Annotated in this window: 28 protein-coding genes and 2 pseudogenes; 14 read left to right on the top strand and 16 right to left on the bottom strand. The window is 60.8% G+C overall.

Annotated elements, in window-relative coordinates:
• Positions 1 to 25: 25 nt before the first annotated feature.
• The 4 genes from H3V53_RS00315 to H3V53_RS00330 all read left to right on the top strand — a co-directional run bounded on the left by H3V53_RS00315 (position 26) and on the right by H3V53_RS00330 (position 4,647).
• Entirely contained in the window at positions 26 to 928 is a 903-nt protein-coding gene (locus tag H3V53_RS00315) for a polysaccharide deacetylase family protein (protein ID WP_336596185.1), read from the top strand.
• A 166-nt stretch (positions 929 to 1,094) separates the two neighbouring features.
• Positions 1,095 to 1,856: an ABC transporter substrate-binding protein gene (locus tag H3V53_RS00320; RefSeq protein WP_336596186.1), complete on the top strand. Its 762-nt coding sequence runs from the start codon at positions 1,095 to 1,097 to the stop codon at positions 1,854 to 1,856.
• A gap of 60 nt (positions 1,857 to 1,916) precedes the next feature.
• The gene (locus H3V53_RS00325; protein ID WP_473766650.1) at positions 1,917 to 3,617 is read left to right on the top strand and encodes an amino acid ABC transporter permease/ATP-binding protein; all 1,701 of its coding nucleotides are present in this window, start codon (positions 1,917 to 1,919) and stop codon (positions 3,615 to 3,617) included.
• Between the two features lie 13 nt (positions 3,618 to 3,630).
• Entirely contained in the window at positions 3,631 to 4,647 is a 1,017-nt protein-coding gene (locus H3V53_RS00330; protein WP_336596188.1) for an alpha/beta fold hydrolase, read from the top strand.
• 62 nt (positions 4,648 to 4,709) lie between these two features.
• Here the strand turns inward: H3V53_RS00330 and H3V53_RS00335 are convergent.
• The 3 genes and pseudogenes from H3V53_RS00335 to H3V53_RS00345 all read right to left on the bottom strand — a co-directional run.
• Positions 4,710 to 4,868, bottom strand: a pseudogene (locus H3V53_RS00335) (Zn-dependent hydrolase); the annotation flags it as partial.
• Between the two features lie 94 nt (positions 4,869 to 4,962).
• The gene (locus H3V53_RS00340) at positions 4,963 to 5,187 is read right to left on the bottom strand and encodes a hypothetical protein (RefSeq protein ID WP_054925768.1); all 225 of its coding nucleotides are present in this window, start codon (positions 5,185 to 5,187) and stop codon (positions 4,963 to 4,965) included.
• Positions 5,188 to 5,468: 281 nt separating this feature from the next.
• Entirely contained in the window at positions 5,469 to 5,672 is a 204-nt protein-coding gene (locus tag H3V53_RS00345) for a cold-shock protein (protein ID WP_054925770.1), read from the bottom strand.
• Positions 5,673 to 6,186: 514 nt separating this feature from the next.
• On the opposite strand from H3V53_RS00345, the gene H3V53_RS00350 reads away from it, so the two are divergent.
• The 4 genes and pseudogenes from H3V53_RS00350 to H3V53_RS00365 all read left to right on the top strand — a co-directional run bounded on the left by H3V53_RS00350 (position 6,187) and on the right by H3V53_RS00365 (position 7,897).
• Complete coding sequence (locus H3V53_RS00350; RefSeq protein ID WP_082427329.1) at positions 6,187 to 6,474, top strand: hypothetical protein; 288 nt, start codon at positions 6,187 to 6,189, stop codon at positions 6,472 to 6,474.
• Between the two features lie 75 nt (positions 6,475 to 6,549).
• Positions 6,550 to 6,762: a 30S ribosomal protein S21 gene (rpsU, locus tag H3V53_RS00355; protein WP_082427331.1), complete on the top strand. Its 213-nt coding sequence runs from the start codon at positions 6,550 to 6,552 to the stop codon at positions 6,760 to 6,762.
• Positions 6,763 to 7,063: 301 nt separating this feature from the next.
• Positions 7,064 to 7,379, top strand: a pseudogene (locus H3V53_RS00360) (hypothetical protein).
• A 236-nt stretch (positions 7,380 to 7,615) separates the two neighbouring features.
• On the top strand, positions 7,616 to 7,897 hold the full coding sequence (locus tag H3V53_RS00365; protein WP_336596189.1) for a DUF1488 family protein: 282 nt from the start codon (positions 7,616 to 7,618) through the stop codon (positions 7,895 to 7,897).
• A gap of 216 nt (positions 7,898 to 8,113) precedes the next feature.
• Here the strand turns inward: H3V53_RS00365 and H3V53_RS00370 are convergent, their stop codons facing one another.
• From H3V53_RS00370 to H3V53_RS00405, 8 genes are all read right to left on the bottom strand, one after another.
• Positions 8,114 to 8,356 (bottom strand): hypothetical protein, encoded by a 243-nt coding sequence (locus tag H3V53_RS00370; RefSeq protein WP_336596190.1) that lies wholly within the window; start codon positions 8,354 to 8,356, stop codon positions 8,114 to 8,116.
• A gap of 198 nt (positions 8,357 to 8,554) precedes the next feature.
• Complete coding sequence (locus H3V53_RS00375) at positions 8,555 to 9,541, bottom strand: ABC transporter permease (RefSeq protein ID WP_336596191.1); 987 nt, start codon at positions 9,539 to 9,541, stop codon at positions 8,555 to 8,557.
• Positions 9,538 to 10,518, bottom strand: coding sequence for an ABC transporter permease (locus tag H3V53_RS00380; RefSeq protein WP_336596192.1), 981 nt, complete (start codon positions 10,516 to 10,518; stop codon positions 9,538 to 9,540). The genes H3V53_RS00375 and H3V53_RS00380 overlap by 4 nt, the downstream gene beginning before the upstream one ends.
• Entirely contained in the window at positions 10,515 to 12,101 is a 1,587-nt protein-coding gene (locus H3V53_RS00385; protein ID WP_336596193.1) for a sugar ABC transporter ATP-binding protein, read from the bottom strand. Before H3V53_RS00385 ends, H3V53_RS00380 begins: the two co-directional genes overlap by 4 nt.
• Positions 12,102 to 12,137: 36 nt before the next feature.
• Positions 12,138 to 13,265, bottom strand: a complete 1,128-nt coding sequence (locus H3V53_RS00390; protein ID WP_336596194.1) for a sugar ABC transporter substrate-binding protein — start codon at positions 13,263 to 13,265, stop codon at positions 12,138 to 12,140.
• Positions 13,266 to 13,972: 707 nt separating this feature from the next.
• Complete coding sequence (locus H3V53_RS00395) at positions 13,973 to 14,416, bottom strand: tautomerase family protein (protein WP_336596195.1); 444 nt, start codon at positions 14,414 to 14,416, stop codon at positions 13,973 to 13,975.
• A 160-nt stretch (positions 14,417 to 14,576) separates the two neighbouring features.
• The gene (locus H3V53_RS00400) at positions 14,577 to 15,461 is read right to left on the bottom strand and encodes a beta-keto acid cleavage family enzyme (protein WP_336596196.1); all 885 of its coding nucleotides are present in this window, start codon (positions 15,459 to 15,461) and stop codon (positions 14,577 to 14,579) included.
• A gap of 9 nt (positions 15,462 to 15,470) precedes the next feature.
• On the bottom strand, positions 15,471 to 16,913 hold the full coding sequence (locus tag H3V53_RS00405; protein WP_336596197.1) for an NAD-dependent succinate-semialdehyde dehydrogenase: 1,443 nt from the start codon (positions 16,911 to 16,913) through the stop codon (positions 15,471 to 15,473).
• A 163-nt stretch (positions 16,914 to 17,076) separates the two neighbouring features.
• Here H3V53_RS00405 and H3V53_RS00410 point away from each other — a divergent pair, with 163 nt between their 5' ends.
• The 6 genes from H3V53_RS00410 to H3V53_RS00435 all read left to right on the top strand — a co-directional run bounded on the left by H3V53_RS00410 (position 17,077) and on the right by H3V53_RS00435 (position 21,952).
• Positions 17,077 to 17,373 carry a DUF1330 domain-containing protein gene (locus H3V53_RS00410; protein ID WP_054925802.1) on the top strand — a complete coding sequence of 99 codons (297 nt, stop codon included), beginning with the start codon at positions 17,077 to 17,079 and terminating at the stop codon, positions 17,371 to 17,373.
• A 212-nt stretch (positions 17,374 to 17,585) separates the two neighbouring features.
• A complete protein-coding gene (locus H3V53_RS00415; protein WP_336596198.1) occupies positions 17,586 to 18,362 on the top strand; it encodes an enoyl-CoA hydratase/isomerase family protein in 777 nt (258 codons plus the stop codon).
• 1 nt (position 18,363) lies between these two features.
• A complete protein-coding gene (locus H3V53_RS00420) occupies positions 18,364 to 19,650 on the top strand; it encodes a CaiB/BaiF CoA transferase family protein (RefSeq protein ID WP_336596199.1) in 1,287 nt (428 codons plus the stop codon).
• Between the two features lie 54 nt (positions 19,651 to 19,704).
• Complete coding sequence (locus tag H3V53_RS00425; protein WP_336596200.1) at positions 19,705 to 20,241, top strand: MFS transporter; 537 nt, start codon at positions 19,705 to 19,707, stop codon at positions 20,239 to 20,241.
• Positions 20,234 to 21,073: an MFS transporter gene (locus H3V53_RS00430; RefSeq protein ID WP_336596201.1), complete on the top strand. Its 840-nt coding sequence runs from the start codon at positions 20,234 to 20,236 to the stop codon at positions 21,071 to 21,073. The genes H3V53_RS00425 and H3V53_RS00430 overlap by 8 nt, the downstream gene beginning before the upstream one ends.
• Before the next feature lie 171 nt (positions 21,074 to 21,244).
• Positions 21,245 to 21,952 (top strand): TetR/AcrR family transcriptional regulator, encoded by a 708-nt coding sequence (locus H3V53_RS00435; RefSeq protein WP_336596202.1) that lies wholly within the window; start codon positions 21,245 to 21,247, stop codon positions 21,950 to 21,952.
• An 83-nt stretch (positions 21,953 to 22,035) separates the two neighbouring features.
• On the opposite strand, the gene H3V53_RS00440 is transcribed toward H3V53_RS00435, so the two are convergent.
• The 5 genes from H3V53_RS00440 to H3V53_RS00460 form a co-directional block, all read right to left on the bottom strand.
• The gene (locus H3V53_RS00440) at positions 22,036 to 23,610 is read right to left on the bottom strand and encodes a sensor histidine kinase (protein WP_336596203.1); all 1,575 of its coding nucleotides are present in this window, start codon (positions 23,608 to 23,610) and stop codon (positions 22,036 to 22,038) included.
• 62 nt (positions 23,611 to 23,672) lie between these two features.
• Entirely contained in the window at positions 23,673 to 24,029 is a 357-nt protein-coding gene (locus H3V53_RS00445) for a response regulator (RefSeq protein WP_054925813.1), read from the bottom strand.
• Between the two features lie 90 nt (positions 24,030 to 24,119).
• Complete coding sequence (locus tag H3V53_RS00450) at positions 24,120 to 24,515, bottom strand: response regulator (protein WP_336596204.1); 396 nt, start codon at positions 24,513 to 24,515, stop codon at positions 24,120 to 24,122.
• Between the two features lie 18 nt (positions 24,516 to 24,533).
• Positions 24,534 to 25,973, bottom strand: a complete 1,440-nt coding sequence (locus tag H3V53_RS00455) for a DUF7125 family protein (protein WP_336596205.1) — start codon at positions 25,971 to 25,973, stop codon at positions 24,534 to 24,536.
• Positions 25,974 to 26,269: 296 nt separating this feature from the next.
• Positions 26,270 to 26,716 (bottom strand): response regulator, encoded by a 447-nt coding sequence (locus H3V53_RS00460; RefSeq protein WP_336596206.1) that lies wholly within the window; start codon positions 26,714 to 26,716, stop codon positions 26,270 to 26,272.
• Positions 26,717 to 26,870 lie beyond the last annotated feature (154 nt).

Here is a 26,870-nt window from a genome sequence, read left to right on the forward strand (position 1 = left end):
GCCGCTCGACAGGACTCATCGGACCATGGATTCTTCCGCACATCGTGTGCTGCCCGGCCACGGGCGCTTTCAATATTCGCCGATCAACAGTCGCCCTGTTTATCGCTGGCCTGACGGATCTCGGCTCGCTGTCTATATCGGCTTCAACATCGAGCACTTTGCATTCGGAGAAGGACTGGGGCCGTCTATCGGTCCCGTGATGCCCGAACCCGATGTGCTGAATCACGCGTGGCGAGAGTACGCATTGCGCGTGGGCGCATGGCGCTGTCTTGATCTCTTCGATGAACTCGCACTGCCGAGCGCCGCCATCATCAACACGGCGCTCTACGATCACTGCCCGGAGCTGGTCGCCGCGTTCGCCCAGCGCGGCGATGAACTGGTGGCGCACGGTCATACGAATTCGGAACGGCAAGGCATGCTTACCGAGGACGACGAACGGGCGCTGATCGTTGCATGCCGGGAGCGGATTGCGTCGGAGAGCGCGCAACAACCAGCGGGATGGCTATCGCCGTGGCTCTCGGAAAGTCACGTCACCAGCGATCTGGTAGCCGAGGCGGGCTATCAGTACACGCTCAACTGGTGTCACGACGATCAGCCGACGCGACTGCGCACGCGCAACGGTCATCCGCTGTGGGCCATACCGTATCCGGAAGAAGTCAACGATATTCCGATGATTCTTGCGCGCCAGATGGATGCGAAGTCGTTCGCCGATATGGTGATCGATCACTTTGACGAAATGCTGCGGCAATCCGCACGTCAGCCGCTGGTAATGGGCATTGCGTTGCATGCATACCTGATGGGTCAGCCGCATCGTCTGTGTCACTTGCGCAGGGCGCTCGAACATATTGCGCGCGCGCGGGACGAGGGCCTCACCTGTATCACCACGCCGGGTTCCATCGCGAGCCACATGGACTTCATCGGCCGTTAGCCCACTTCATCCTTGCTTTGCCGCATCACCTTTTCCCTTTCCTTGTCGTTCAACCTGAATAGGATTCGCCATGTTCATGTCAAAGGCAATCAAGTTGCTGCTATGCGCAGTCACCGGCCTCCTCCTCGCGCAAGGCGCGTCAGCGCAATCGTGCGAGCCGTCCAAGGTGGCGCAGAAATATCCCTCGCTCGCAGGCAAAACGATCAAGATCGGCGTGGACCCAGAGTCGCCTCCGTACGCGTTTCGCGACAGCAAAGATTTCAACAAGATCATTGGCGCCGACGCCGACATGGCCCGCGCCGTGTTCGCCTGTGCTGGCGTCAAGACCGAATTCTTTACCGCCGGCTGGCCAGGCCTGCTGCCCGCACTGCGTGCCGGACAGATCGATGTGATGTGGGACTTGCTGTACTACACGCCGGAACGCGCCAAGGAGACGAGCTTCGTCACCTATATGCAGGCCGGCACAGGTGGACTCGTCGCAGCCGGCAACCCCAAGAAGATCGATGACATCTCCAAGCTCTGCGGCATGACGGTCACGGCAGGCATCGGCACCGTCGAACTGACAATGGCACAAGCGCAAGCGGCCAAATGCAAGGCGGAAAACAAGCCTGACGTGACCATCATGACGTCCGCCGATATCGCGTCAGGCGCACGCCTCGTTGCAAGCCATCGTGCCGATGTGATGATGTACGATCTGGCGCTCGTCGATGGACTCGCGAAACAAAACCCCCAGCTCTACATGCGCGGCTTCATGGTGACAAGCGGAATGAAGATCGGCGTGGGCGTCAAGAAAGGCAACGCCGATATGATTGCCGCCGTGTCCGATGGACTCAAGATCATGCAGGCCAATCAAACCCAGAAGAAGACCTTTCAGCAGTACGGCGTAGATCCGTCGCTGGAAATGCCGACCACACTGCTTACTCAATAAAGGCTCCCTGCGCGGCACACTATGTCGTGTGCCGGCAGCGTCATGGAACAGGGTTTGGAAATGAAGGCATTGCGTATCAAACATAAGATCGTCGGCGCTCTCGGTACGGCGGCCATGTTCGTATTGCAGCCGGCGATGGCCGCTGGTCTCGATGGCGTTCAGATGGTCGACGGGTTCAAAGAGCTGGCAGGATACGTCGGCTCGCCGTTCCTGCTCGGCGGCGCGTGGATCGCGGTGAAGATCACGCTGATAGCGATGTCGATCGGGCTGGTGCTCGGACTTGGTCTTGCGCTGATGCGGCTGTCGCGCTTCAAGGCCCTGGACTCAGCGGCGTGGGGTTATATCTGGTTCGTGCGCGGCACGCCGCAACTGCTGCAACTCGTTTTCATCTTCGACGCGTTGCCGCTGATCGGTTTGCGTTTCGATGAAGTCACGACTGCGGTCATCGGATTCGCCTTGAACGAAGCGGCCTTCAGCGCCGAGCTGTTTCGTGCCGGCATCCTCTCCGTGAACCGTTCGCAATCGACCGCCGCCGCCGCGCTTGGCATGGGGCCCTTGCTGACGTTGCGCCGCATTATCCTGCCCCAATCGATGCGCGCGGTGATCCCCGGTCTCGCGAACGACACCATCGGCATGTTGAAGCTGACGTCGATCGCGTCGGTGATCTTCGTCAACGAGCTTACGTTTCGCTCGCAACAGGTCGTCGGGCAGAACTTCAAGTTCTTTACCGTGTTCGGCGCGGCTGCCGTGATTTATCTGGTCCTGACGAGTGGGATCTCATTGCTTCAGGTGTGGCTCGAGCGCATCTTCGATCACGAGCGCGATCGAAAGGTCACATTCTCGTGGTTCGGACTGCGCGCATCGACTGATGTGAAACCTCTCGACGCACCGATTGCTGATCCCGTCCCTGACAAAGCGCCTGAGACGAACGATCACGCATGGATCGGCACGCTACTGCCTACCGAAAACCGCACGCCGCGGCGATGCGATGAACCGTTTGTCGTATGCAAGAACGTCTGGAAATCATATGGCAAACGCGAGATCTTGCGCGGTGTCGACCTGTCGATCGCGCATGGCGAAGTGGTCGTCATACTGGGCCCGAGTGGCTCCGGAAAAAGTACTCTGCTCAAACTGATCAACCACCTCGAGCCGCTCGACTGGGGAACGATCAAGGTCGATTCGCAGTATGTGGGCTATCGCGAAGTACCAGGCGGTGGCGGTGTGGTTCGGCCCCTGCATAACCTCGCGCGTGCCCGCGCCGAAGCACGCGTGGGTATGGTGTTTCAGCATTTCAATCTCTTCAGTCATCTAAGCGCGCTGGAAAACATTGTTGAAGCGCAGCGCCAGGTCTATGACGTGCCACGCATCGAAGCGGAAGCACTCGGTCGCGAGCTGTTGAAAAGCGTAGGACTCGCCGGCCACGCGGATTTCCTGCCGCATCGGTTATCCGGTGGACAGCAGCAGCGCGTGGCGATCGCGCGTGCGCTCGCGATCAAACCAAAGTTGATGCTGTTCGACGAGCCCACTTCTGCGCTCGATCCTGAGCTCGTCGGTGAAGTGCTCAGTGTGATGCGCGGGCTGGCAGATGCCGGCATGACGATGATCGTCGTCACACACGAGATCCGCTTCGCGCGCGAGGTTGCCGACAGGGTCGTCTTCATGGATGGCGGCGAAGTGATCGAGCAAGGGACGCCGCAGCAGGTCATCGACAACCCGACCCAGGAGCGCACCCAAAAATTTCTTAACGTTGTCGTTGATTAAAGACGAGGCTCAAATGACCGACTATGAAACTTTCGATCTCGGCCGCGTCGTGCTGCAGTCCGGCGCGACACTGCCCGACATGCAGCTTGCCTACAAGACCTATGGCCGGCTGAATGCAGCGCGAGACAATGCGATTGTCTATCCGACCTTCTATAGCGGCAGCCATGTGGACAATGAGTGGCTGATCGGAGATCACATGGGGCTCGATCCGCGGGAGTACTTCATCATCGTGCCGAATATGTTCGGCAACGGGGTATCGAGTTCACCGAGTAATAACCCGCAGCCGTATGATCGCGGCCGCTTTCCGCATGTCACGCTGTACGACAACGTCGCGATGCAGTATCGCCTGGTGACAGAGAAATTCGGCATCGGCTCGCTCAGGCTCGTCACTGGCTGGTCGATGGGCGCGATGCAGGCTTTCCATTGGGCCGCGATGTACCCGGATATGGTCGAGCGTATTTTGCCGTTCTGCGGGGCGGCACGGTGCTCGCGACACAACTTCGTATTTATCGAGGGCCTTAAGGCGCCGTTGTTGCTGGACCCCGAGTTCAGGAACGGCTTCTACGATGCGCCACCGACGCGTGGAATGCGCGCCGCTGCACGCGTGTTTGCCGGTTGGGGATTTTCCCAGGCGTTTCTACGTCAACGGCTCGACATGGAAGCGATGGGGTATGGATCGCTCGAGGACTTTATTACTCAGTTCTGGGAGGGCGATTTCTTGAGGAAGGATGCCAACAATATTCTGTCGATGATGTGGAGCTGGCAGAACGGCGATATTTCTGCAAATTCACTTTACAACGGAGATTTCGATCGGGCATTAGGCAGTATCACTGCAAAAGCCATTGTTATGCCCGGTCGCACAGATCTGTATTTCCCGCCGGAAGATAGTGAATATGAGGTTTCGAAGATGCCTAATGCACAGCTGCGTCCTATCGAGTCGGTGTGGGGACATTTTGCGGGCGGCCCTGCAGCCAATCCCGTCGATGTGAACTTCATCGATAGCGCAGTGAGGGAAATTTTGGCGATGTAGTGGACGAGGTTGTGTGCAGTTCATGTCGAAATCATATGAGGCGACTCTTTGTCCAATGCCCCGGCATCCATCTGATCGAGCACCTGCGCATCGGGATGCCGGAATTCGACCGTCAGAAAACATTCGCCTGGCACCGTGTTGCTCGACTTAGGACGCGATTCGATCATGTCGACGGTGGCGCGGCCATCCGGCGCGTGGCGGCGCCCCAGCCAATGCATGAAAAGATTCAGCATTTGGCGGGTGATGCATCGAGGCATTTGCGCGCATCGGCTCGGTTGCTGAGGCCGTCCGTGTTCTTGAATGACGGCGCCACCCTTAACCGCGGCTGTCGACCCAGTTGCGTCCCCATCGTGTCGAGTGCTGCAGCGCCTGCTCTTCATTCATGAAGTAATCGAGCGAATAAAAGCGGTATCGGCAATCACCGTGCACGCTATCGGCACGTTCGAGCAGGAGATTGGATGAAAAGCTCCCGTCGGGCAAACGATGCGCCGAGGGTTGGACGGCATAGCCGTTGTAATGCTGAATATGTTCGTCTTTCATTGTAGTTTTAATGATGTCGGAGCGCGCGAATGTCGCGCGGAGTGTGTGCGTGCTGCGATAACCGTGGAAACCTACGGCGACACAGTCGGAGCACGAAATACCGCGTTGCCGCTACCTGGGCAGACCAGTACGCAACGAGGCGTTTAGCGGTTGCGAATGGAAACCATCGGCGGAGGCCGGGCGCTTTAGCGCAACGGACGCCGGTTGGCCACGACCTCGCGAGGAGCATGCCTCCTCGCTGGTACGAGCGTGCCCCTCTGAATCTGCCGGTTCGGCGCCCGTTACAGCGGCTTGATATTAGCCGCTTGCAGACCCTTCGGTCCCTTCTTGGTTTCGAAGCTCACCTTCTGGTTTTCAGCCAGCGTCTTGAAGCCGTCGCCCGTGATTTCGGAAAAGTGAGCGAATAGATCGTCGCCGCCCTTGTCCGGTGTGATGAAGCCGAAGCCTTTGCTGTCGTTGAACCATTTAACGATACCGGTTTCCATGGAGAATCCTTGAATTAAAAAAACGGAGGTGTGCTCGACTAATGAGCGAGTGAAGCATCAAGGAGGGAGAGGACAACGAATATCGCTGAATAGCGAACAATTGATGAACAGCAATCGAACTTCTTGAACTTCAGGCGGTAGACTAACCGCCGCACCTCGTCAGCGTCAATCGTTATCTTGTAACTGTTTCAGCAGGTCCGCCCAGCTGACACATTCCCGAGCGCGAACACGAACGAGATGAGCCGCGCTCGCGTCATCTCAAGCGTCGATATAGCCCCATGCAGAACCAGAGCAGCCGCTCAGCCCACCTCCGCTACCAGCCAGCAAGCGTGCAAAGCCTGTCTGACACGTCCGCGACCTGAATGGGATAACTAATGTTCTGTTCGTCGACCGGCAGCAACGGCCCTCACGTGCCAGCAGACGTTCCGCGGCACACGTTGGTTGCAATAAAAGATCGGTCTCCGCGGATTCGCGTGTATAGTGAGGCACCCCTTGCCGAGGTCGAGGAACAACGATGCCCGCCAACCTGCTCCTCCTTTACAGGGGTTTTGAGCTACATCCCCTTGTTTTCGCGCGTACCTTCAGCCACTTCGACAGACATTCACGCTATGCGGAAGGCTATGACGTAGCAGTGCGCATTTGCAGACCGGACACGGCTGGCGTTGCCGGAGCATCGCGTGTTTTCAGGCTGGAAAGGCTGCAAGCGTTTTCGGATTTTGGTACCGCTCGGCGCGCTGCATACCGGCAAGGCGAGGACATCGTCGATGGGAAAGTGGCCGGTGCCTCAGTCGCTGACATGTGAACGATTTACTCATCCCCTATCCGGCAACCCGCTCATGGGCGCTCCACTGCTGCACAACGCACAAAAAGGAATGATCTGACTACCGTTATCCTCAAACCTGACGAGCCTCTCGACGTTGCGCTGCGGCGCTTCCGCCGTTCGATCCAACACACGGGACTAATTCAGGAGTTGCGTGCGCGCACCGCGTATGAGAAACCGACGACCGAACGCAAGCGCAAGAAAGCGGCAGCAGTGACACGATTACGCAAGCAGATCCGGCGCTCGCTTCCGCCGAGAAAGCTGTACTGATCGGCGTTTAATTTCCTCCAGCGATTGGGAGAACGGTGTACATAGGCGGCCTGCGCAACAGATACATCGTCTCGTCAAATGCATGAGGCTGATACATACATATCGTCGGCCTTTGGGTGATCGTCTGATCGACCCACTCCGTGTCGCTCGTCCAGAAGCAAAGCGGATTAATGGCCGAAAATATCCCTATACATCCTCACCGATGCGTGTAGGATGGGTTGTACCTCTCTCACTATCATCGGTAGTCCGGCGGATCACACGATAAACCGCACCCGAACATGGCCGCTCAAGGAGCTTCACCATGTCAGAAGCAACGCCCCAAACCACATTTCGCGGTCTGCCATTGACAGCAGAGCAGGACGCAGAAATTCGACTACATAAAGGGCAGAAGACAACGCGGCGCGCCTTGGGACACGCCTGAGCTTGACGCGATGCTCAACGATATGCTCGCGCCTCCCGACGACGAAGACGAGGCATTCAGCGGAGATTTAGATTACGACCATTCTGCTGCAGAACGGGCAACAGCTTCTCTCGATGAGTCAATGGAACCCATCGAGGCAAGCGAAGAACGTCATGCGGCGACAGAGGCCGAGGCAATGAAACGCCCGAGTCGGTAGGCCGCTCGTTTCGTCGGGTGAAAAATCATTCAAACTTTTTGGGTTCCGGCATGCAAACGAAAAGCAAGGTTTATCAGGTCGCGCCTGCAAAGCAAAGCGACTACGCTGCGCAGCAGAGAGTACGTGTTGCCGCTCAACAGAAGGCCGAAATAGACCGGGAGCAAAGGCGTCGTGAGATGGACGCACGCCTTGACGTCAATGCTGGCAAATGGCGGTATTCTTGTGACGGTAAATAAATGACAAAAGCGAAGACGATGATCAATTTTCCAAATCCGACCAGGGTCCACGACGAATCCAGGCATTGCGTCTATTTCTGGGGTTACGACAATGCGCGCGAGATTGTCTTCCAGATCGACGATGTGGTACTTGCCAAACTGAATCCCAGCAAGGACGGCGACGAGTCCTCGTTGCTGGCAGCGTTCGACCGCAACCGCGATGAGATTCTGGCGTTTGCGAGGACAGTGTATAAAGGCGGCCCACAGAACAGGTACATCGTCTGTCCTGATCAACTGCATTAGCCGAATGTTTTTACAAGCGATTATCCGCCCTTAGTGCGGTCATCTGAACTGTTGCGTTCTGCGCTCTACGACATCCAATAGTGTCGCGGCTCAGATTCTTGATGGAAAGCTCGCTAGCGAACTTTTCGTGCCACTAGCGGCACCAGCACCGTTTCGGTTAGGTTGCGGCGTCCAGTCGACTCGAATGGCTTTGTCGGATGGAGTGCCGCCGCTTGGTCAATCTGCGTTCGCGAACAGCAAATCTATTGCGGCTTGCCCAGCGACTTCCCCGATCAGATAGGCCCATCGGGCGGTAAACGGGCCGTGACGAAGCATGACAGCCCTCCCGCTCTCACCGATGATGGCCAGTTTCTCGCCACCCTTTACCTGCATTTTCACGTCATACAAATCTTCGCCTTCAGAGGATGGGGTCAGTATGACACTGATTTCGAACCCTCTGTAAGTGATCGTCCGGTCCATTTTTGACTCCGGTGAGGGGCAAGGCTACGACTCGCGCACAGAATCAGAGAGCATTGCCAACTACCACTCTAATCGAAGTGGTGCGACTGTCACCGACCCCAGACCTGATTTTTAGTTCTGTCCTTGCACGGCAACCCCATAAGTGCGGCAACGGCCGATAACCTCCAAGCAACAAGCGAAAAGCACATTCTCTCCGCCCTACGCCTCTCGCTTGCTTCGCCCATACAACAGCAGCATCGCCGCGATCACCACGCCGTAGATGATCTGACGCCCCGCCTCCGGCATCTGCGCGACCGAGAGGATCGATTGCAGCAGTGTGATGAGGATCGCGCCCGCCACCGTGCCCAGGTATGAACCGCGTCCACCCAGAATCGACGTGCCCCCGAGCACGACCGCCGCAATCGCCGGCAACAGGTAAGCGTCGCCCATCGACTGTGCGGCCTTCGACGCATAGCCCGCGAGCAGTACGCCGCCGAACGCGGCGAACCCACTGCACACGGCGAAGGCGGTCACCGTGACGAGCCGCGTATCGATGCCGGAAAGATACGCCGCGCGCTCGGTGTTGCCGATCGCGTAAAGCGTGCGGCCGAAGGTCGTGCGCGACAACAGGAACATCGTGGCGCCGCCGATCACCACCCACAGCGCGACGGCATTCGGCACGCCCGGTACCAGCCAGCCCGCCGCAAGCCAGCGCATCACCTCGGGCGCGGAATCCTGCGGCGACGATCCACCCGTATAGACAATCATGATGCCCTGCGCGACCGCATTGGTCGCAAGCGTCGCGATCATCGACGGGATGCGCAGCAGTGCGACGAGGATGCCGTTGACGATGCCGATCAGCACGCCGCAACCGATCCCGGCCGGAATCGCGAGAACGCGCCCGAGATCGCCGTGCCCCGCGACCGCGCACGCCATCATCGCGCCGACGGTGATCGTCCACGGCAGCGACAGGTCGATGTGGCCGAGCAGGATCACCATCATCAGGCCCGTCGCGATGATGCCGAGGAATGCGCCGACCTTCAGTTGCAGCAGGATGTATTCCGGCGACGTGAAGTTGCGCGAAAACATCCCGCCCACGAGCAGCAGCGCGACGATGCACGCGAATGCGATCACGATCGGCTTGTCGATTCTGCGGGTGAGCCTCGACACGAATGTGGTGCGGCCGCTCGCGGAAGCCTGGCTCATTGAAACCACTCCAGACGGTTGCGTACCCGGAACAATCCGCACGCGCCGATCGCGACAGCAAGCAGAAGAATCACACCTTGAAATAGCGGCTGCCACAGCGCATCGACATTGAACACGAACAGCAGATCGCCGATGGAGCGGAACGCGAATGCGCCGAAGATCGCGCCGATCGCGCTGCCCTTGCCGCCGAGCAGCGACACGCCGCCGATCACCACCGCCGCGATCGAAAACAGCGTGTACGAGTTCGCGCTGCCGAGGTTCGCTTCGCCGGTGTCCGTGAAGAACGTCAGAAACAGACCGCCGACTGCCGCGAGCAGGCCGGCCAGCGTATAGCTCGCGAACTTCGCGCGGCGGATCGGCATGCCGGACAGGAAAGCCGCGGGTTCGGACGATCCCGTCGCGTACGCCGCTCGTCCGATCGCCGAGCGTTTGAAAGGAATCCACACGATCACGATCGTGGCGAGCAGGATCAGCAGGCTCGCTGGCAGAACGCCTACGACCTTACCCGTCAGTGCGTCGGCGAGGTTCTCGTTGATCGATCCGCCTGGCACGGGGCGCAGCAGCAGCGCCAATCCGTAGAAGACGGCGCCCGTCGCAATCGTCGTCACGATGGGCTGCAGCCGGCCGAAAATGATGATCACGCCGTTCAGCGCGCCGCACAGCGCACCCGCCCCGAGCACGCCGGCGATGCCGAACGCGCTGTGCAGCGAGTCGCCCGAGACGATCCACGAGCCGATGCAGTTCGTCAGCACCAGCGTCATGCCGATCGACAGGTCGATGCCGGCCGTCAGCACGACGAGCGCCTGGCCCATCGAGACGAGCGCGAGCAGAACCGCCTTGTTCGCCGCCGTCTGAAATACGTTGGCCGACAACGCCGACGGATAGTTGACGAGATAGATCGCGAACATCAGCACGAACAGGCCGAACGCGAACACCGCTCCGCGATTCTCTGCATACCAGTACCGCAGCCCGCTCATCGCGCCACTCCCGTGGAAGGCAAAGTCTGTCCGACGGGCAGGTCGAGCGCACTGGCAATCAGGTTCTGCTCGGTGATCGCCGGGCCGACGAGTTCCTTCTTGATCCTGCCTTCGTACAGTACGAGCACGCGGTCGCAGCAGCCGATCAGCTCGTCATAGTCGGTCGAATAGAAGACGATCGCGGCGCCTTCGTCGGCGAGGCGCCTGAGCAGCTGGTAGAGCTCCTGCTTGGTGCCGACGTCGATGCCGCGCGTCGGGTCGCTGAGCAGCAGTATCTTCGGCTGCCGCATCAGCCACTTCGCGATGACGACCTTCTGCTGGTTGCCGCCCGACAGCGCCGCCACAGGCGCGTCGATGCTGAACGACTTGATCGCAAGCAGTTCCATCATCCGCTCGACGAGCGACTGCTGGCGGTCGCGATCGATGATGCCAGCGGTGGACATGCGGTCGAGTGCAGCAAACGACAGGTTCTCGCGTACCGACATCGGCAGCATCAAGCCTTCCGTTTTGCGATCCTCGGGTATCAGCGCCATACCGATTTCTTTGGCGCGCGCGGTCGTCGGACTGCCGATGGACACCGTTTTGCCGTTGATCTCGATCTTGCCCGCACAGCCGCGCAACACGCCGAACAGCGCGAGCAGCAGTTCGCGCTGGCCTTGCCCGTCGAGGCCGCCCAGTCCGAGGATCTCACCGGGCCGCAACGTAAAGCTGATGCCCCGCAGCGTGTCGCTCCATGCGAGATCACGACAGGCGAGAACCGGCCCGATGCTCCGGGCGTCCGAGGGTTGGTCCGCCGCTTTGGCCGCGGATTTCGCAGCGGGTTTGGAAGGAAACGCATGCTGGTACTTCCGGCCGATCATCATTTCGACAACCTCGTTGTCGGAGCGCGTGCCGGCGTCGAAGCTCATCACATGGCGACCGTTGCGGTAGACCGTGCATTCGTCCGCGAGCGCCTTCACCTCGTGCATGCGGTGCGAGATGAACAGCAGCGCCAGCCCCTCTTCGCGCAGGCGCTTGAGCACGTCGATCAGCAGCGCGACGTCGGCCGCGGTCAGCGCCGAGGTGGCTTCGTCGAGGATCAGAATGCGCGGCGCGTGCGCCAGCCCCTTCGCCAGCTCGACCATCTGCTGGCGCGACAGCGGCAGGTCCCGGACTTTCGCAAGCGGATTGATGTCGGCGGCGCCCGCTCGCGCGAGCGCCTCCTCCGCCTGGCGGCGTTGGGCCCGCCGGTCGATCATCCCGAAACGTCGCGGCGGGTTCGCGGCGTAAATGTTGTCCGCCACGCTCAAGTCGGGGATCAACGACAGCTCCTGATACACGCAGACGATGCCGGCCGCGTTCGCCTCGGCAGGCGACGCGAACGAGACCGCCCGGCCTTCGAAATGCATCGTGCCCTCGTCCGGCTGCACGACGCCGGACATCACCTTCAGCAACGTGGACTTGCCCGCGCCGTTCTCGCCGAGGATCGCGTGAATGCGACCTCTGCGCACCGTGAGTTCGGCGTGATCCAGCGCGACGGCGCCGCCATAGCTTTTCGACACGCCAGACATCTGAAAGAACGGCGGCTCTGCATCCTGCAGCATGCTTCGTCTCCCGTCACAGCGCGGGCCGTCATCCCGTCACTGGTTGCCCTGGTTCTGCTTCATGATTTCCTGCGCAGAGAAATTGATACCGCATGTCGGAAACGAGTTGCCGACGAAAAAGTTGTCGGAGTCGTTCGGAAAATAGTTGACGCCCGACTTCAGCATCGAATCGTCGGTGACGTCGAGCGGCAGCTTGATCGCCACGGGAATCGTCTGGCCATCCAGCGCGGCGAGTGCCGTCTTGATCGCCACGGCCACCTGCGCGGGCCCCGTGCCCGCCGACGTGCACTTCAGGCCTTGGCTTCCATACTGCGCGCAGAACTTGCGAAAGCCGTTTTCCGTCTCGCCGCCGAAAGGCACGAACGGATGCTTCGCATCGATCATCGCGCGCACAACGCCCGTGTCGCCGCCCTGCGCCGAGATGCCGTCGAAATGACCTTGCACGGCAATCGCGTCGGCGGCGGCCTTTTGCGCGACCCCGTCGTCCCATTTGCCGTAGACCTGGACGACGTTCCACTTCTTGCCGGTGCCGTCCAGCGTTTTGGTGAAACCATTGTGCCGGTCCGTATCCACCGACGTGCCCGCCACCCCGCGCACTTCGAGCACCTTGCCTCCGTTCGGCAGGTGGCCCGCGAGCCATTTGGCCCACAGCGCGCCGAGCCCATACTGGTCGACGTTGACGTTGATCGCGTCTTCGCTGTCGAGCGTGTTGTCGAAAGCGACCAGCACTACACCGGCGTTCTTCGCGCGGCGAATCGCGGGGCCGAATGAGGAGGGATTCTGCGCGTTCACGATGACGGCGTCATAGCCGGCATCGATGAAGTTGTTGACGGCCGAGATCTGCGCCGGAACATCCTCGCCGGTCGAGACGACCTTGAATTCCTTGAGCTTGGCGGCAACGGCCGGTTGCGCGGTGTAGGCCTTGGCCGTCCGGATCATCTGGATACGCCAGGTGTTCGCGATATAGCCGTTCACGAGTGCGATCCGGTAAGGCGGGTTCTTCTTCGGATACTTGATGAACTTGGTGTCGCTCTTCCAGGGGACCATGCAGGTGGGATCGCTGGACGGCCCTGAAACAATTGAAGCCTGCGCGAAAGCCCCGCCTGCGCAGAGCGCCAATGCGGCGCTCGCCGCCGCTCGAAGCACGTGGATTCCTGAAAGCATGTTGCCTCCTTTTTGTTCGATTGGACGTACCGATTGCCTGCACACATGGCTGGTGCGCAGTATTCGCGGAACTGCTATGGCGGGACTGGATCGGACTGGCAGAAGGAGCTTTTCAACGGCGCCTCCTCGAAGCGAAAAGAAGGGCATGGGTAAACGCTTTCCCGTCTGACAGTAATGGCATACCAATCCACGCGCGATAGTGGTTTACCAGTGACTCGGGCGGTCCGGGCGACCCCGCTGAAACCCGTGGTGAATAAGGACTGGGGTGCCGCGAACGGAGGCGGCGCAGCACGGAGTGGGCGTGCCGTTTCGACGGAGTTCGGCGCTCGTCCGGTGGCTCCGGCCGTTTCGCGAGCCGCAGATGGGCGAGCTTGCTCACCCGGCAACCGACGCAGCCGCCGACACAGTTGCGCACGATCGTTCGCATTCCGGGCTTGCGGACCCGATCTACCTTTCAGCGGCGAATGGTCCCGGCGGACGCCGACTTGCGCTGGCGGCCTGAGCCGGAAATGCCACCGCAGTCTCATTCATGGCGCGCGTCGCTGGTGACGTTGCGCGAAGTTCAACGCTGCGCGAAACCAGCAGCGGCCTGGCGTCGTGTGCGGCGCTGCTCTTCCAGACGGTTGGCAGAGACTGCGGTGAAAGCCGCGCGTTCACCGCAGTCGATCGGTTCAGCCTCCACGTCGCTTCAAAGGAAAACGAGCGATTCAACCTTCGCTCGGCTCGTACGGCGACGCCCGGTTTTCAAGCTTCCATTTCTTCTCAGCTTCCGTATCCGGCCGAGGCGGCCGAATGCCGTCGATCAACCACAGTTCTCGCGGCGTTTCGCCGACATGCAACTCGTAGTGATAGCCCCGCTCCTGGACAAACGGCGCAATCGCGGCGTTGGCCTTGCGCAACCACGACTCCGTCCACGCGACGTCCTTGGAGATGTGCCTGGCGAATTGATCCAATCGGATTCTGACAAAATCGTCGCGCGACACACCGCCCATGAAGAAAGAGTCTTTCGGTTGTTCATGAAACAGAACGCCGACATAGAAGCGCGGAATGATGTAGATGTCGGCGATTCGATTCGCCATCTCGAGCTTGTCTTCTGCCGTGTAGGCACCGGGGGGATGATAGATATTCCACAAAGGCATTGTTGTCTCCATGCATCAATAGATGCCGCGCTTTTCATGTCAGAACCCGACATGAGTGACGCGGCGTTATGGATAGCCCAAGAATAGGCCACCGTTTGAAACCAATGCTTTCGCAACGCAGCATTGATTGCGAGTCGTCAGATAGAGGCGCGATCGCATCGGCGCTTGCCTTCTATTGGCGGCGGGAAAGTCCGAGGATGCTGCGCGCCTCTTCCGGTGTTGCGACCTCCCCGCCGATGCTTTTGACGATTCCCGCGGCGCGTTTGACGAGCGATGCGTTGCCCGGCGCCAGTTCCCCTTTGGCGAGATAAAGGTTGTCTTCGAGACCGACGCGGACGTGCCCGCCGAGAATCACGCTTTGTGCGACGATCGGAAATTGGGCCCGCGAGATGCCAAACGCGGACCAGCGCGCGTTCTGTGGCAGATAGCGCTTCATCTGAAGCAGGCTCTCGGTGTCGGCGGCCGCGCCCCATGGCACGCCAAGACATAACTGGAACAGCGGAGCCTGCAGAATGCCTTGCGTGTCGATCAGGTGACGCGCCAGACGCACGTGGCCCAGATCGAATACCTCGAGTTCCGGCTTGACGCCGGCTGCTTCAATCAAGGTTGCCATCTTGATCAGATGGTCGGGCACGTTCACGAAGGCGCGATTGCCGAAGTTCATGGTCGCGATGTCAAGCGTGCAGATTTCCGGACGCAACGCGAGCACGTGCCGCACGCGCGCCTCGGGCGTCATCATCGTGCTGAGTTCGCTTCCACGGTTCGGATCTTCGTCGCTGGGAACGAAACGCGCGCCTGGGCCCGTCGTCAGATTGATCAATATCGGGCAGCCGCTATCGCGGATACGCGAAACGACTTCTGCGTACAGCGACAACTCTGTGCTTGGCGCGCCGGTTTTCGGGTCCCGTACGTGAATATGCGCGATGCTCGCTCCCGCCTCACAGGCAGCCATGGCCTCATTGGCGATCTGCTCGGGCGTCACGGGCACTGCGGGATTCAGCCGCTGTGTATCGTCGCTTCCTGTGAGTGCACAACTGATAATCGTCTTGCTCGTCATGATGTTCGTTCAAAGGATATAAAAATTGCGCGCTGCCATCGGGCGTTCAGGCGGCCCGCGCGGGCCGAACGGTGAAGCGCCGACAGGCGCGACGCGGATCAGCTTCTTGTTGACGAACTCGTCGAAGCCCAGCAGAGAAAGCTCCCGTCCAAAACCCGAACGCTTGATGCCACCGAACGGCAGTTCTGCCGACGTGCCGAACGGCTGATTGATGAACACCATGCCGCTGTCGATCTGCGCGGCGATCCCCTCGCCTCGCCCGGTATCCGCAGTGAACACCGACGCACCCAGACCGTACGGCGTGCCATTGGCGAGCGCGATCGCCGCGGCTTCGTCGTCGACGATATGGAACGCGGCGACCGGCCCGAATAGTTCTTCGGCGAAAACGGGATTCTGCGGCGAGATATCGGTGAGGACAGTCGGGTGCAAATAGAAGCCCGGGCGCGCGACGCGCTTTCCGCCGCACACGATGCGTGCCCCATGCGAAGCCGCGCGATCGATCTGCTCGAGCAGCAGTTTCAACGCGCGCTCAGACGAAAGCGGCGCGACGGCGGTCGAAGGGTCGGCGGGATCGCCCGTCTCAAGTGCTGCCATGCGCTGCGCGAAGCCTTCGAGAAACGCGGCACCGCGCTCCTTGCCGACCACGATGATGCGCTTGGAACCGACGCAGCATTGACCCGCATTGAGCATGCGGCCCGCGACCGCGCTTTCAATCGCCCAGTCGAGCGGCGCATCGTCGAGCACGATGAACGGATCGCTGCCGCCCAGTTCGAGCACGACCTTCTTCAGATTGCGGCCCGCGCGCTCGGCCACGGCGGCGCCAGCGCGCTCGCTGCCCGTCAGTGTCACGCCCTGCACGCGCGCATCGTCGATGACGCGGCCGGCCTGCTCGATCGAGATGAACAGATTCGTATAGACGCCTTCGGGCGCGCCCGCTTCCTCGAACAACCGCGCAAAAGCCGACGCGGATTGCGGCACGCTCTCCGCATGCTTGAGCAGCAGGACGTTGCCTACCATCAGTTGCGGCCCGGCTACGCGCGCGATCTGGTAGTACGGAAAATTCCATGGCTCGATACCGAACAGCACGCCGATTGGTTCGATGTGCACGGCAGCACCGGGCGCTTCATCGAGCAGACGCGGTTGCAGATACGCGTGCGCATGCTTCGCGTAATAGTCGAGAATGTTCGCCGACGATTCCACTTCCTTGCGCGCTTCGCCGCTACGCTTGCCCATCTCCAGCGTCAGATAGCCCGCATATTCGTCCACCTTATCGCGTAACAGCGCCGCCGCGCGCGACACGATGCGAGCCCGGTCGCTGACTGGACGACGGCGCCAGTCAGTTTCGAACGCGCGCTGCGCGGCGGCGAGCTTCGCTTCAAGCAACGCGTCGGATATGTCGTCGTAGGTGGCGAGCAGTTCGCCCGTGGCAGGATTGGTCGTCGTGTACGGCATGAAGTTCTCCGCGAAAAGGTTGGCAGCGAGTCATCGCATTGGCCCTATGCTAACATCGTTAACACATCACCTGACCAGCTTTTTGTGGCCAGGAAAAACCCGCATTGATATCGATGTTAACGCCGTTACTATTACACCTGACATCACTCGTTTGGGAAGCAAAATGGCAAAGGGATATTGGGTGGCAGCGTACCGGGCGGTCCACGACGCAAACAAGCTCGCGGCGTACGGCGTGATCGCGACAGAGGTGGTGAAAGCCGCGGGCGGAAAATTTCTGGTGCGAGGCGGCGAAGTCGTTGCCTTTCAGGCGGGCCTGAAGGAGCGGACGGTCGTGGTCGAATTCCCGAGTTTCGAACAGGCACTCGCCACGTTCACGAGCGAGGCTTATCAGAAAGCGCTGGACGTGTTGGGTGATGGCGCGGAAAGGGACGCCCGCGTCGTTGCGGGTCTCGATGATTGAGATCCTTGCCGGCTGCGACCTTGTGCCTGGGGCGCGCACTTTCACGCGCAAAGAATGGGCGCGCTGTGCCCTTACCAATTGGCAATAGTCAATCTTCGGATCTGACACGCACCCGTATTCGAGTGAATCATCGCATGAACTTTTAGCCTAATGTTATGCATATTAACATTAGGCTAAAAAAGTACATTCGAACCTGATGAAATGGAGCAGAAATGAACGAAGCAATTGTTCAGACAGAAATCAAGGACTGCGTAACGGTTCTGACGATGAACCGTCGCCCGCACAATCTGATGGGCCCGACCTTGTATCGCGCGCTACTCGATGAATTCGATGAGGCAGTAAAACGCGGCTCCCGCGCGATCCTGCTGCGCAGTGGTCTACGTCACTTCTCGGCCGGCGCTGAAGTCGCGCTTTTTCCAGACCGCATTGCCAAACAAGGCAAAGCGTTGATGGACCCGCTCGAGGTTCTGCGTGGCTTCGAGACACTACCGATCCCGATCGTTGTCGCAGTAAACGGCACCTGCCTCGGCGGCGGGTTCGAAGTGGCGCTCGCCTGCGATTTCAGTGTGGCCGCCGAATCGGCCAGGATCGGCTCGGTCGAGGTCGCGCTCGGTCTGCATCCGTTGCTCGGCGGCATCCAGCGTCAGGTGATGCGAGCTGGTCCTGCGCGTGCGAAAGAACTCGCGTTGCTCGGTCGCCGTTACGACGCGGCGACGCTCGAACGTTGGGGTTTGATCAATCTTGTTGTGCCCGACGACAAGCTCGATGAAGTGGCGCTGTCGGTTGCTCAAGAACTGGCGGCGGGTCCGACCATCGCGCATGCCGCCACGAAGCAGCTCGTTCGCGTCGCGGTCAACGAAGGTGTGGCTGCCGCCGACGAGGCGATGTTCGAACTGCAAAAGCCGATCTGGGCATCGCAGGATCTCAAACGTGGACTGGAGGCCTTCGACAAGGCTGGCCCGGGCACTGCCATTTTCGAAGGGAACTGACATGGCCGGACCTCTCGAAGGACTCAAGGTAGTCGATTTTTCCCGCGTGCTGGCGGGGCCGCTCTGCGCGCGCACGCTGGCCGATCTCGGTGCTGACGTGATCAAGATCGAGCCGCCTCGGCCCGACGTATCGCGTGCCGCATTCCCGAATCGCGATGGCATGTCGGGCTACTACGCTCAGCAAAACAGCGGCAAGCGCAATATCAGCGTCGATCTGAATGCACCGGGTGCGCGCGAGTTCGTGCTGCGCCTGTGCGACGAAGCCGACATCGTCGTCGAGAATTTTCGGGCCGGCACGCTCAAGGGTTTCGGACTCGACTACGACACGCTTTCCCGCCGCAATCCGAAGCTGGTCTATGTATCGATCACAGGCTATGGCCAACGCGGCCCCTGGGCATCGCGCATGGCCTACGCCCCGACCGTGCAGGCCGAGACGGGATTCACGCACAACACGCTGCGTCATTTCGACAGTGCAAGCGAGGGCCGCAGGTGGACCGATCCCCTCTCGCATGCCGACGTCTATGCGGGCCTGCAGGCGACCATCGCCGTACTTGCGGCAATGCGCAAGCGCGAAGTCACGGGGCGCGGACAATACATCGACGTCGCGATGGCAGCGGTGATGCTGTCGATCAACGAGCGCGCCCACCTCGATCTCGCGGGAATCGATACGGGCGCCGAGCCCGGCATTCTCGGCGCCGCCGACGGGCCGCATTTCGTCGGTCCCGGAGGCGAAGCGTTCGTGGCGGCGCAAAGCATTGTCGGCAGCAACACGTTTCCGAACTACTTGCGCGCAATGCGCCGTATGGACCTGGCGCAAGATCCGCGTTTCAGCACGGCTGAGCGCCGCCTGCAGAACTACAAGGCACTTCACGCCGTGATCCAGACGTGGATGCTGTCGTTTCGCGATCTCAAGACGCTCGACGCGCAACTCGACGAGGCCAAGATTGCGATGGGCCAGATTCGTACGCTGAAGGAATTGGCCGAGACCGATTGGGCGAAGCAATGGGGTGCAGTGCACGAAATCACGGACCGTCGCGGCGGCTCGTATCTGATACACGGCTATCCATGGCACTTTTCCGACGACCAGCTTGGCATGCGCGGCGCACCCGCATTTCGCGGCGAGCACAACGAGCAGGTGTTCCGCGAAGCGGGGCTGTCGAATCGCGAAATCCGCGAGGCAATCGATACGGGCATTCTGGTCGGCGGCCCGCCGCCGCCCGCGCAGCAGACACCCGTTGCCGCTCTTGCGCAAGCAAGCGCGTTGCAGGCAGTAACGGGCGAGCCCTGATCACGGCAGTACGCCTCGCAGCACCTGTATCGACCCAAGAGATGGGAGGACCGAATGGAAGTGATAAATCAGGCTCACACAGAGGAGGCATCGTCAGATGACGACGCCCTGCTTCGCAAGGCCTACGCTTCGGCGCAATGGAGAATACTGCCGATCCTGTTCGGGCTATGGATGCTCGCGTGGGTCGGTCGATCGAACGTTGCCTTTGCGAAGCTGCAAATGGTGGTGGATCTGCGATTCAGCGAAACGGTCTATGGATTAGGCGCCGGCCTTTTCTTCGTCGGCTACGTGCTGTTCGGCGTTCCCACTACGATATTGCAAAAGAAGTTCGGCGCACGCGCCGTGCTTGCGGGTATCGCGTTCGCATGGGGACTGACGAGTGTCGCGATGACGTTCGTCAACAACGCACCGACCTTCTACGTGTTGAGGTTCCTGCTCGGCGTGTTCGAGGCGGGCTTCTACCCGGGCGTCGTGTTGTACTTCAATGCATGGTTTGCGGGGAAAAGGCGCACGCGCAACTTCAGCATCTTCCACTCAGGGTCGCTCTTTTCGACGGTCGCAATTGGTTTAACGGGGGGGATTCGTGCTTGAGCATATGAACGGAATGGCCGGCTTCCAGGGCTGGCGATGGATGTTCTTCGCTCAGGCCATCCCTACCGTCGTGTTGGCGTGCGTGGCGTTCATGCTGCTTCCCGATCTGCCTCGCGGCGCCAGGTGGCTCTCGGCGCGACAGCGGACGCTCGTCGAGGACGATCTGCGGCATCACGCCGAAACGATGAGCAATACCGGCCACGACGAGCGCCCTCTGTTGCGCAACCCCGCTGTCTGGATCTTGAGCGCCGCGTACTTCTGCCTCCTGGCCGCGACGGCAGCACTCTTTTTCTTCTCGCCGACGATACTTCGCGAGGCGGGATTCGGCGGATTCAGAGAGATTGGCCGCGCAGTCGCCGGTGCGTGCGTGTTGGGGGCTTTGGGCAATGTGGCCATCTGCAGCATCGGGGGCAGTGCGCAGCGTCGACGGGTCTTTTGTGCGCTGGCGTCCGTTTTCACTGCCGTGAGCCTGTCGGGACTGGTTTGCGTGTGGCACAGCAGTACCGCCGCGACGTTTTTCCTGCTTGCTCTAGGCTTCGCAGGAACGGGAGCGGGAATCACGCTGTTCTGGCAAATGGCTGTCGGCTTTCTCAGCGGCAAGACACTAGTGGTTGGCGTGCCGTTGATCAGTTCCGTGGCCAACGTCGCCGGCTTCGTTACGCCCTTTCTGATTGGATATGTCCGCGACGCTACGGGTACCTATGCGAGCGGGTTCATCATGATCGCCGGTGTCCAGGCGCTCGGCGTGGTCGTTCTTCTTTTCGGCGTTCAACAGATTGTCCGGAAGCGATCACATGACGACGATGTAACGGTTCGATGCCCGACGTTATGAGTCGATGCCGACGCGGGCGCACGGGTATTCGTCGCGCGGAGCCGGCCGCACCACCAGCCCGCTAGAATAAGCGTAGCGACGCGCCTGCTTACGCAGCATCGGAAAAATTGCGTGGCTCTTTGCGCAGAATTTATAATCGATTCCTTCTTTTGCTCCACGCACGAAGGTCACGTGAGTCCCAAGCCATCTATTGCGAAGAATGCGGATTACCACCATGGCAATCTGCGCAACGCGCTCATCGAAGCGGGGCGCAGCGCGCTCATGAACGTATCGGCACAAGACCTGAGTCTGCGTTACCTCGCGCGCATGGTGGGCGTATCCGAAGCCGCGCCCTCGCGACATTTCTCGGGTATCGACGAACTGCTGGCCACGATCGCGGCGAGCGGTTATCGCGACCTTGCTGCGCTGCGCGTTGCCATCCGTGACAGCGAGGATACAGCGCTTTCCAAAGCGTATCGGATGATGCGTGTGTATGTTGAGTTTGCGCAGCGCCACAATGGGCTGTTCGGCCTGATGATCGGGCCTCGCATCGTCGCGCATCAAGCGTATCCGGAACTCATCGAGGAAAGTAACCGCTCTTTCGGCTTGTTTTCGGAGACGATTGAAGCGCTGGCCATCGAGACGGGTTGGACCCAGACCGATCTCAAGCTGGTAACCCACGCCGCGTGGAGCATGGAACATGGCCTCGCCACGCTGCTTCTGGCGAACCGCGCGCCGCGCGCGGACACCAAGGTCGCCATTCCAAAGCTGATCGATTTCGTGCTGATGACCTTGCTCAGCGCAATCACGGCCGGTCCGGACCATCTGCAGCGCGTGATCCAGCAATGCGCGCTCGCCGGGAAGCCGACGCGCACGGCTCGCAAGCGCGCGAAGGCGTAGTTACCGTCGCTTCACGTCACGCTGCGTATTGCGTCGAACGTGTGTTGCGATCGACGGCCAGAAAAGTGCGATTGTCCGAAGCGTCAATCGATGCGCGTCGTCAGCGCAGGAATGCGGACGACAAACTGTGCGCCCTTGCCGAGCCCTTCGCTGGTAACGGTGATGGTGCCCGCATGCAGATTCACGATGTGCTTCGCCAGCCACAGCCCGAGCCCGAGCCCGCCCACGCGACCGCTCGAGTTGGGCGCGACCTGCTGAAAACGGTCGAATATCAAAGGCATTGCGTCTGCCTCGATGCCGCGTCCCGTGTCGCGGACGATCAGTTCCACATAGTCGCCCTCTGGAATGACCGACACCTGAATACTTCCCGCATCGGTGAACTTGACTGCGTTGGTCAGCAGATTCCAGACAACCTGCTTCATCCGGTTGTCGTCGGCCATGACGGTGCAAGGGTAGATGTCCGCCGTGCTGAGCTGCAAGCCCTTGTGTTCGATCAGCTTGCGCGTGTCTTCCACCACCGTCGCGGCGAGCGCGCCGAGGTCGACGGGCTGCAGGTTCATCGACAATTTTCCGGTGCCGACCGCGCCGCTGTCGAGCAGGTCGTCGACCATGCGTGACAGCTGCCGGCCATTGCGCCGGATCGCTTCGCCCGCCCGCGCGACATTCGCAGGGTCGGCGACGAGCTGAAGCAGTTCCGCCCACGACACGATCGCATTGAGCGGCGAACGCAATTCATGGCTGACGGCTGCGATGAACTGATCCATCGCTTTTGCGAAGGCATCGCTGCGCTCGCGTTCCGAACGCTCCGCGCCCGCGACTGCGTCCAGTTCCAGTTCATGCTCTTTACGGCCCGTGATGTCCAGCGTGAATCCCATCACCGAGCGCATCGTGCCCTCGTCGTCGAACTGGCCGACACCGCGAATCAGCACCCAGCGCCAAGCACCTTGCGACGCCTGCACTTTCAGCTCGAACTCCACGGGATGACCGGATTGCAGCACTCTCCAGTTCGCGACGAACTGCCCGGTCCGCTCGCCCAGCAGGCTCTCTTTGGTCAACGCGGCCGTCTGACCGAGTCCGAGGTCGCGCAGGCATCGTTCGCTGCAGTCGATGATGCCGCTCCTCACGTCGACCTGCCAGACTCCCACACCCGCCGTCGCGAGTGCCCATTCGACTTTGCTCGCGTGATCGTCGAGACGCTCGCCAGCTTCCTTGACGAGAAGTTGTCGCAACCTCGCCCGCGAGCGCAGCAGTGCCTTCTCCCGCCGGTCCTCGTCTTCCTGCAACGTGCGGGCGGTGACGTCGTCGAAGCGCACGGCGATCAGCGCCCGATCATGCGGCGTCGCGGGAAGCAGGAACGCATGCATTTGCCAGTACCGTGGCCGCCTTTCGCCTTCGTCGGTTTCCTCCGCGCCGACATCGAGCCGGAAGACGGGAGACACGCGGCGATCGCTGGCGCGCAGCTCCATCGCGAGCGTGCTGAGCCACTGCTCGCATTGACGCAGATCGTCAGGCGCAAACAACTCGCGCCACGCCGCGTTCGCCGTCACCACCGACAGCGCGCCGTCGAGCACGAGATACGGTTCAGGCAACCTGTCGAACAGCCGCATCTGCGCTTCCGTCTGGGCAAGCGCCACCGTGCCGATTGAACGCGCTTCCATCACGCTTGCTGCACCAGGCAGATGGCGCGTCCACTCCCGCTCCGGTTGGCGAACATGGTCGGTCACCCTTGAGTAAGTCTTGCAACGGTTGCCAGAAAATCCTCCATCCGCGCGGGCTTCCGAAGGACGGCATTCCACGGCGCCGTGCCGTCGTTCGAGCCGACATAGGCCGACGTATGGAGGACGATGGGAATGTCTGTCCAGCGGGGATCGTCGCGCAGTGCGCGACACAGGTCTTCGCCGTTCATGCCCGGCATCATGAGATCGGTGATCAGCAGATCGGGCGGCTGACGCTGGATCGCGGCAAGGGCTTGCCGGCCTTCGCGAGCGCGCTCGACGTCGTAACCGACGTATTCGAGCGCGAAGCTCCATGCTTCGAGCAGCTCCGGTTCGTCGTCGACAAGAAGGACACGCGTCATGGACTGCTCGCCACCGATAAGATCCTCTAGCTGACACCGAGAAGGGACGCGCGCTTTGCACATGTCCCGACACAACCCGCCGCGCCCGCTTTACGGCTCTTCAGAATCCGTTTCGCGGTCGCTTTTTGCCGCACGCGCGTACTGCGCCACGACGGCCAGTAAGGCGGCGGGCGCCTGCGGCTTTTGAAGGATTGCCGAAAACAGCCGCCGGTCATCCTGCGCGACGGCATGCGCCGCAGCGCTGCAAAGGATGACGGGCAGCCGTACGAATGCTTGTTGCGCCCGTAGCGCTTTCGCAAGCTCCAGGCCAGACATCACCGGCATCATCAAGTCAGTGATGACGAGCACGGGACGTACGCGGCCGATCACGTCCAGTGCCTCCTTGCCGTTCGTGGCGACATGGACCGTAAAGCCCTCGCCCTCCAGCAAGAACGTCAGAAAGTCAGTGACCAGGGATTCGTCATCGACGACGACCAGGGTTGTCATGCGCTGGCTCACGCCCGGTTAGTGTCCGGCCCCGCGTTCGGCCGCCGTGCGGCCGCCCGGCATCGTGCCCGTCACCTGCAGACCCGCGCCCTCCTTCGAAATGACGGCTTCTGCCACCGACGTGTCAAAAACGCTGTCGCGGACTTTCAGCACGGTGATGCTGCGCTTGAGCGTGCCGCCCGTCATCTCGTGCTGCATGCCGATCACGTTGTCCAGCTGGCTCAGTATCTCGGGCGAAGGATTGGTCACCCACGGCCCCGACAGCTCTTTCACCTCCCACGTGCAGACCGTCGTTACGCCGACGGCGCGCAGTTCGTTGGTCAGCGCGGAAAAAAATTCGACGACCCGATGCGGATCGACCGTGGCCCGCTCGAAGCCCGTGAGGCCATCGATAAAGAGCCGCTCGGCGCCCGTCTCGCGAACCGCCCGCAGCAGATCGTAGGCGAGCTTGTCGAGCAGGTTTTCGGTGAGAGGACGCCACAGCAGTTTGAGCGCGCCCGACGCCGCCAGCCCCTCTAAATCGATTCCGAGCGCCCGCGCCTTGGTACAAAGGCGTCCGGGTGTTTCATAGAAGCCGAAGTGAACGCCGGGCCGCTCGCGTGTCGCCTCTTTCAGGAAGGTGAGACCGAATGTCGTCTTGCCGCTGCCGGCAGGCCCGACGAGTACCGACACCGAGTTATGCGGAAAGCCCCCGCCGAGCCGCTCGTCAAGGCCCGCAACCCCCGTGGTCAGGCGCGCCGTGACCGGCCGCTCGACAACCGAAGGAGACGCGAGCGCTGCCTCGAGGCGCGGATAGACGTCGATTCCTCGCTGCGAGATCTCAAACAGGTGCAACCCGCCCAACGCGCCGCTGCCGCGCGACTTGGCGACGCGGATCTGCCTCACCGTGCGTGACGCGGACAGTCTTTCCTCGAGTTGCAGGACACCGTCGACCATCGTGTGTTCGGGGCTGGACTCGTCGATTCTCGCGCTCGTCAGAAAGAGCACCGTGCAGCCGGTAAATGCAGCGTGGCCCTGCAGTTCTGCCACGAAGGTCTTGACGTCGAGATTGCTCTGGCCGCTTTCGCGCGCATTCAGCAAGCCGTCGAGGATCAGAATGCTCGCTTTCTGGCGCGCGAGTTCACCGCGCAGCGTCGCGACGAGCGCATCGAGCCCCTCGTCCAGCAACGTGCGAAACAGGCTGATGTACGTCAGATCCTTGCCGACCCGCTGCGCGTCGTAAAAGTCGAGCGCGGACAGCGACTGAAACAGGCGGTCATGCGATTCCGCGAGCAACGTCACATAGAGCACCTTGCTGCCGCGTCGGGCCTGCGCGAACGCGATCTGGTTCGCGAGGATCGTCTTGCCCGCGCCTGGACGTCCCTGGATGATGTACGACGAGCCGGCGATCAGCCCGCCGCCGCAGATCTCGTCAAGTCCTGGAACGTCGCTGCTTAACCGCGCAAGCGTGTTATCCATTGCATGCATCCGTGAGAGAGAGTTAGCGTCGACCAGTCACGTGCGTGACCTTCAACGCACGTCTACGCTAGTGCATCCGGTCCGCCGACTGAAAACCGCAGTCTAACCGAATACAGCGGAGTGTCCATCGAACTTCGCCAGCAAGGTACTGGCGCTAGCGCGCGGAATGCCGTCTCGTGCCGTACAACGCCCATATTGCAACGGAGGGATCTGGATGAAGACGGGTCAGATTTTCCGGGCCACGGAGACCGAACGCGTCATGATGAATGGCCGGAAGTGGCGCTCGTCTATCCGTTTCACGCGGGCGACTGCCGTCGTTGCTTGCTCGCTAGCAGACTTTCCAGTACCCGGACGAGGTGCATCGGCGGCATGCCTTTCTGGCAATAACCATCGAACAGCCAGCAACTGTCCGAATGCGACTTCACGAATACGCTATCCGTCGCCGTGAAAGCAACGATCAAGATCTTTTCGTCGAATTTCGCGCGCAGTGCCCGCGCAGTCTGGAACCCGTCATGGACGGGCATCATGATGTCCAGCACCGCAATATCGGGCTCCCACTCCGAAGAAACCAGCAGCGCCTCGTCGCAACTCGCGACGCCGCGCGCCTCCATCCCTTCGAGTGCCAGATACGCTGCGATGGCGCCGCGGCCGCCTGGATCGTCGTCGACCACCAGCACCCGCGCATCTCCATTCTCTCTGGCGAGGCGCCTAGTGCCCCACATCTCATACTTCGCAGTATCCATAGTCGGTTCACGCATAGCCATTGGGCGGCGTCGGTACGAGAAGAAAAGCGCCGCACGCGCCAACTTCTACAGCGACTTCGTCAATTGCCTTTCGGCAATGTGAATGTCGGACAGCCGATGGATAAAAACATCTTTCAGGATCTTCGTCGTCATG

The sequence above is a fragment of the Paraburkholderia bengalensis genome, from assembly GCF_037126505.1.
GTDB classification, from domain to species: domain Bacteria; phylum Pseudomonadota; class Gammaproteobacteria; order Burkholderiales; family Burkholderiaceae; genus Paraburkholderia; species Paraburkholderia bengalensis.